This is a genomic window from Agromyces sp. P1_H4, from assembly GCF_056405255.1.
Genome location: NZ_JBFUCL010000288.1, coordinates 1 through 4,874 on the forward strand (window position 1 = coordinate 1; position 4,874 = coordinate 4,874).

The 4,874-nt window shown below is 71.4% G+C and carries 6 protein-coding genes; 2 read left to right on the forward strand and 4 right to left on the reverse strand.

Annotated features, from left to right (window positions below; genetic code table 11):
* Positions 1-488 (forward strand): histidine phosphatase family protein (locus AC1DY2_RS15340; RefSeq protein WP_476763211.1); only part of this gene is annotated, 488 nt, incomplete at its 5' end.
* A gap of 33 nt (positions 489-521) precedes the next feature.
* Here AC1DY2_RS15340 and AC1DY2_RS15345 read toward each other — a convergent pair.
* Both AC1DY2_RS15345 and AC1DY2_RS15350 read right to left on the reverse strand, forming a co-directional pair.
* Positions 522-1,625, reverse strand: a complete 1,104-nt coding sequence (locus tag AC1DY2_RS15345; protein WP_476763212.1) for a glycosyltransferase family 4 protein — start codon at positions 1,623-1,625, stop codon at positions 522-524.
* On the reverse strand, positions 1,622-2,515 hold the full coding sequence (locus AC1DY2_RS15350; protein WP_476763213.1) for an alpha/beta fold hydrolase: 894 nt from the start codon (positions 2,513-2,515) through the stop codon (positions 1,622-1,624). Before AC1DY2_RS15350 ends, AC1DY2_RS15345 begins: the two co-directional genes overlap by 4 nt.
* A 113-nt stretch (positions 2,516-2,628) precedes the next feature.
* Between AC1DY2_RS15350 and AC1DY2_RS15355 the strand changes: the two genes are divergently transcribed.
* Complete coding sequence (locus tag AC1DY2_RS15355) at positions 2,629-3,438, forward strand: exonuclease domain-containing protein (protein ID WP_476763214.1); 810 nt, start codon at positions 2,629-2,631, stop codon at positions 3,436-3,438.
* Between the two features lie 80 nt (positions 3,439-3,518).
* On the opposite strand, the gene AC1DY2_RS15360 is transcribed toward AC1DY2_RS15355, so the two are convergent.
* On the reverse strand, positions 3,519-3,767 hold the full coding sequence (locus tag AC1DY2_RS15360) for a type B 50S ribosomal protein L31 (RefSeq protein ID WP_122936417.1): 249 nt from the start codon (positions 3,765-3,767) through the stop codon (positions 3,519-3,521).
* A 109-nt stretch (positions 3,768-3,876) separates the two neighbouring features.
* Complete coding sequence (locus AC1DY2_RS15365) at positions 3,877-4,662, reverse strand: ABC transporter ATP-binding protein (protein ID WP_309978626.1); 786 nt, start codon at positions 4,660-4,662, stop codon at positions 3,877-3,879.
* Positions 4,663-4,874 lie beyond the last annotated feature (212 nt).

The following is a 4,874-nucleotide window of genomic DNA, read 5'->3' on the forward strand; positions in this document are numbered from 1 at the left end:
GCCGTCAGCAGGCCGTGCAGACCGCCTCAGCGCTCGCCGACGAGCGGTGGGATGCGGTCTACGCCAGCACCCTCTCCCGGGCCGCCGAGACGGCGGCGATCATCGCCGACCGCCTGGGGCTTCCCGAGCCCGTGCTCGTGGCCGACCTCGCGGAGCGCAGCCACGGGGTGCTCGAAGGCCTCGACCATGCCGGTCGCGCCGCCGTGGAGGCGCAGGCCGCGACCATCGAGGGGCTCGAGCCGCGATCCGCGGTGATCGAGCGGGCCTCGGCGGCGCTCCTCGACATCGCCCGGGCTCATCCGGGCGGCGACGTCATCGTGGTCACCCACGGCGGGGTGATCCACGCGCTGATGATGCACCTGAGCGGCTGGACCCTGCCGGCCCCCGGCTATGTCATCGACAACGGCTCCGTGCACCTGCTGCGCGTCGTCGACGCCCAGCTCGAGCTCGTGGCCGCCGAAGCGCTCACGGGAACCGACGGCGCCTGACGGAATTCAATGCTGCGTCGACGCTGCGTCGCCTCAGGCGCGACGGGCGGACCGCCGCCGCCGACGGGACCCCGGGCCGACGGTGCGACGCATGAGCTCGAGCAGCTGCTCGGCCGACGACGCCCAGGTGTAGCGGGCCGCGACGGCGACGGATGCCGCGGAGCGGCGCTCCCACTCCCCGTCGCGTTCGAGCGACCACAGGGCCGCCACGAGCGCCTCGGGATTGGCCGCGTCGAAGTACAGGGCGGCATCGCCGCCGATCTCCCGGAAGATCGGGATGTCGCTGACCACCACGGGCGTGCCGAGGCGCATCGCCTCGACGAGCGGGATGCCRAACCCCTCGGCTCGTGAGGCGTGCACGAGGGCGGTGGCGCCCGCGAGAAGTTCGGCGTACTCGGCATCCGTCACGCCGTCGTGGAAGACGAGGCGCGCCTGCGGAGCGAGCCGTGTGAGCCGCGCGCGCTCGTCGGCGCTGATGCGGCTCAGCAGGTGCAGCTCGTGGTCGGGCAGCGCGGCGACCGCCCGCACGAGGGTGTCGACGTTCTTGTAGGGCATGTAGGAGCCCATGTACACGAGCCGGTGCCCGGCGGGGCGGACGCGCGGGAGGTGGGGCACGGCGAGGTCGTCGGCGGCGTTCGGGATGACCGTGACCGGACGGTCGGTGAGGTGGTGCTCGTGGATGAGCCCCGCGGTGGTCTCGGAGACGGTGACCACGGCGTCGGCGCGATTGAGGAGCATCCGCTGCGGCCACCAGGCGAGGTGGTAGAGCCGCCACAGCAGCCGCACGGGTGCGGGCAGGTCGCGCGGCGGCGTGCGGTTCTCGTAGTAGATGAGGTCGTGCAGCGTGAGCAGCAGCCGGTAGTTGYGCCCCCACGACCCCATGGTCTGCATGGGACTGAAGACGAGGTCGGGGCGGAGCTTGCGCACCTGCAGGGCGACGAGCGGTTCACGGGGGCTCGTGGGCGAGCTCACGAGTTGCCAGGGCAGCGGGGGCAGCATGTCGAGCTGGCGGTGGTCGCTCACGAGCATGGTGAGCGGATGCCGCTTGCCGAGCTCGGTGACGATGCCCGCGGTGAAGCGGCTGATGCCGTCGTGCTGGCCGATGCGCACGTAGCGGCAGTCGACGACGATCCTCACGCGTTCGCTCCCGAGCGGAGGAATCGGAGGATGCGCGCCGCCGCGTCGCCCGGCGTCTCGTAGTGGATGAGGTGGCCGACCTCGGGAATGACCTCGAGCGTCGCGTCGGGGAAGAGCGTGACGAGGCGGCGCTGGGCGTCGAGCGGAGTGACGTCGTCGCGCTCCGCCGCCACGAGCAGGGTCGGCACGTGGATGTCGGCGGCGACCTCGCTCACGTCGTTGCCGACCGACGCGCGGAACGCCTCGAGCACGGCGTCCCGATCGCCGAACGCCGAGAAGTAGCGGTCGTGCTGGTCGTGGATCCAGCGTCGCAGCGGCTTCGACCGGGTCTTGGCCATGGTGACGCTCATGACGCGCACGATGGCGCCGTTGCGCAGCAGTGCGAAGCCGGCGCGCTCGGGCAGGGCCGCGGCCGCACGGTAGTACACGACCGCCAGCCGGGTCATCACGCCGCGTGGCCCTTCGAGCGCGGGCGCACCGATCGGGTTCACGAGCACGAGCCGCTCGGGCGCGAGGCCTCGGGCCACCGCGTTCGCGGCGATGATCGAGCCGAACGAGTGGCCGAGGAGCGTGTACGGCCCGTCGATGCCAACTGCCCTGATGAACGCGCCGAGCCAGTCGGCGTACGCCTCGATGTCGTGCGGGCGGTCGGCGAACACCGAGGAGGATCCGAAGCCCGGCAGGTCGGGAGAGATGATGCGGAAGCCGGGGAGCTGCGCGACGACGGGTTCGAGGCCGTGGTGATCGCCCCGGAATCCGTGCACGAGCACGAGCACCGGCGCGTCCGCTGCGCCGTACTCCCACCACGCGGTCTCGGTGCCGTCGACGTCGGTGCGGTGCTCGCTGACAGGGATGCGAGCGAGCTGCTCGGCGTACGGGGACTCGATCATCCCCGACATTCTACGGCGGGCCGCCTGAGCGTCGTCCCGCCTGTCCACCGCCGATCTCCGCACCCGCGGGTCGCTCCGCGGCTCTGACGGTGGGCCCGCATAGCCTTCGAACCATGGATGCCACGAGCAGCGCCCGCTGGGCCGACACCCTCGCCGTGTTCGACCTCGAGACCACCGGCATCGACGTCGACACCTGCCGCATCGTGACCGCCCACGTGGGCGTGATCGGCGCCGACGGCGAGGAGCTCGAGCGTCACGAGTGGCTCGTCGATCCTGGAATCGAGATCCCCACGGCCGCCTCGCTCATCCACGGCGTCACGACCGAACGTGCCCGGCTCGAGGGACAGTCGCCGGTGTCGGCCGTGGCCGAGATCATCGCCACCCTCGCGGATGCCGCGGGCCGGGGCCTCCCGATCGTGGCGTACAACGCGGCCTACGACCTCACCCTCCTCGAGCGGGAGGCCGAGCGGTACGGGCACACTCCCCTGCCCGGCCCCGGACCGGTGATCGACCCGCTCGTCATCGACAAGGCGATCGACCGCTATCGGCGCGGCAAGCGCACCCTCACGGCCACGGCCGAGCACTACGGCGTCGCGCTGCCGAACGCCCATGACGCCGGCGCCGATGCCGTGGCCGCGGGCCGCGTCGCCCAGGCGATCGTCCGCGCGTTCCCCGAGCTGGCCGCCATCGCCGTGGGCGACCTGCACGCGCGACAGGTGGACTGGTGCCGCGAGCAGGCCGAGAGCTACCAGGCGTACCGCCGTGCCAACGGCGACCCCGACTTCACGACCTCGGGCGCCTGGCCCGTCCGCCGCACCGCGGCCGCTGCTCAGGCGTCCGTCGCAGCCGCTGCCGCGCCAGCCTCGGCCGTCGCCGTCATCGACGGCTTCCCGCCCACGGCGGATCCCGACGCGCTGTTCTGACCTCGTCCGGGTTCGGCGCGCCGTGCCGCGGGCACGACGAAGGGCGGACGACCGGAGTCGCCCGCCCTCGTGCGGCAGGATTACTTGCCGAAGTTCTTGAAGCGCTGGTTGAACTTCTCGACGCGGCCGGCCGAGTCCATGATGCGCTGCTTGCCCGTGTAGAACGGGTGCGACTCCGACGAGATCTCGACGTCGATCACCGGGTAGGTGACGCCATCGAGCTCGATCGTCTTGTCGCTCGACACGGTCGAGCGGGTGAGGAACGTGGCGCCCGAAGCGAGGTCGCGGAAGACGACGGCGTTGTAGTCGGGGTGGATGTCGGTCTTCATGGAGACTTCCTTGTTGAATGGATGGTGGATTCGCACCTGCCTCGCGGACAGGAAAGCACTCGGCCCATGGGCCAACAAACGATTCTAGCAGAATCGCAACGGTCGGAAGTCAGGCCGCGCGCGCGGTGTATCGGCCGTCGGCCTCGGTCAGGCCGATCTCGATGCCGAACGTCTCGGTCAGCGTGGCCGACGTGAGGGCCTCGGCCAGCGGCCCCGCCGCGACGATGCGCCCCTTCGAGAGCAGCATCGCGTGGGTGAAGCCCTGCGGGATCTCCTCCACATGGTGGGTGACCATGATGATCGCGGGCGAGGCCGGCGACGACGCGTAGCCGCCGAGCAGCCCGAGGAGCTCCTCGCGGGCGCCGAGGTCGAGGCTCGCGGCCGGCTCGTCGAGCAGCAGCAGCTCGGGGTCGGTCATCACCGAGCGCGCGATCTGCACGCGCTTCTGCTCGCCGTCGGAGAGGCTGCCGAACCGTCGCCCGGCGAAGCCCTCGAGGCCCCACTCCGAGAGCACGCGCTGCGCGCGACGCAGGTCGATCTCCTCGTACTCCTCGTTCCACCGGCCGGTCACCGAGTAGGCGGCGGTCAGCACGACGTCGAGCACCGTCTCGTTGCGCGGGATCTTGCGCGCCATCGCCGTCGACGCGAAGCCGATCATCGGGCGCAGCTCGAAGACGTCGACCTTGCCCAACGACTCCTGCAGCACGTCGGCCGTGCCCTTCGTCGGGTGCATGGCCGCGGCGGCGATCTGGAGGAGCGTGGTCTTGCCCGCGCCGTTCGGGCCCAGGATGACCCAGCGTTCGTCGGAGTCGACGCTCCACGTCACCGAGTCGAGGATCGGATTCCCGTCTCGAACCACCGACACATCGCGGAACTGCAGCACCGTACTCGCCATAATCACCAATGCTATCGGGACGCGGACAGCGCTTCCGTCCGCAGCCGGCGTGCACGCACCGGCGGGCGCCGCCTGATCGGCGTCAGCGCGCGAGCACGCGGCGGTAGAGCTCCTGCGTACGCTCGGCGAYCGCGTCCCAGGCGAAGTGCTCCTCGGCGCGTCGCCGACCGGCCTCCCCCATCGCGCGCGCCGTGACGGGGTCGCTCACGACC

Coding starts and splice junctions, on each gene's coding strand:
- AC1DY2_RS15350 (WP_476763213.1), bottom strand. CDS start 2,515: ATGATCGAGTCCCCGTACGCCGAGCAGCTCGCTCGCATCCCTGTCAGC.
- AC1DY2_RS15355 (WP_476763214.1), top strand. CDS start 2,629: ATGGATGCCACGAGCAGCGCCCGCTGGGCCGACACCCTCGCCGTGTTC.
- AC1DY2_RS15360 (WP_122936417.1), bottom strand. CDS start 3,767: ATGAAGACCGACATCCACCCCGACTACAACGCCGTCGTCTTCCGCGAC.
- AC1DY2_RS15365 (WP_309978626.1), bottom strand. CDS start 4,662: ATGGCGAGTACGGTGCTGCAGTTCCGCGATGTGTCGGTGGTTCGAGAC.